Raw genomic sequence first — 400 nt, forward strand, 5'->3', positions numbered from 1 at the left:
CCCGCCGCGAGGGCAAATACGTCTATTACCAGATGGCCAGCTTCGAGGTCAGCCAGGTGATGAAAACGCTATCCAGTTTGTACTGCGGACGCGCCATGGAGTCACTCAAGTGAACGTGGACTGGTCCGCCTTCNNGGCGGCCTGCTGATCGGCGCCGGCGCGGTGCTGCTGATGCTGGGCGCGGGGCGCATCGCGGGCATCAGCGGCATCGTGGGCGGACTGCTTGCGCCCGAGCGCGGCGGCGGCTGGCGCCTCGCTTTCCTGCTGGGGCTGTGCGCCGCGCCCTGGCTGTTCCGCCTGTTTTCCGACCTGCCTTCCATCACGGTGGAGGCCAGCACGCCGCGTCTTATCGTCGCCGGCCTGCTGGTCGGCATCGGCACGCGCTATGCGTCTGGCTGCA

At 67.8% G+C, this 400-nt stretch carries 1 protein-coding gene and 1 pseudogene; both read left to right on the forward strand.

Annotation, left to right across the window (positions count from 1 at the left end; genetic code table 11):
* A pseudogene (locus B3446_RS14540) lies at positions 1–113 on the forward strand (transcriptional regulator); the annotation flags it as partial.
* A 58-nt stretch (positions 114–171) separates the two neighbouring features.
* Positions 172–400: YeeE/YedE family protein (locus B3446_RS14545; RefSeq protein ID WP_414632411.1), on the forward strand; the 229-nt coding region annotated here is incomplete at its 3' end.

Origin of the sequence: Achromobacter sp. UBA5777 (genome assembly GCF_002418565.1) — a bacterium.
GTDB classification, from domain to species: domain Bacteria; phylum Pseudomonadota; class Gammaproteobacteria; order Burkholderiales; family Burkholderiaceae_B; genus Achromobacter; species Achromobacter animicus.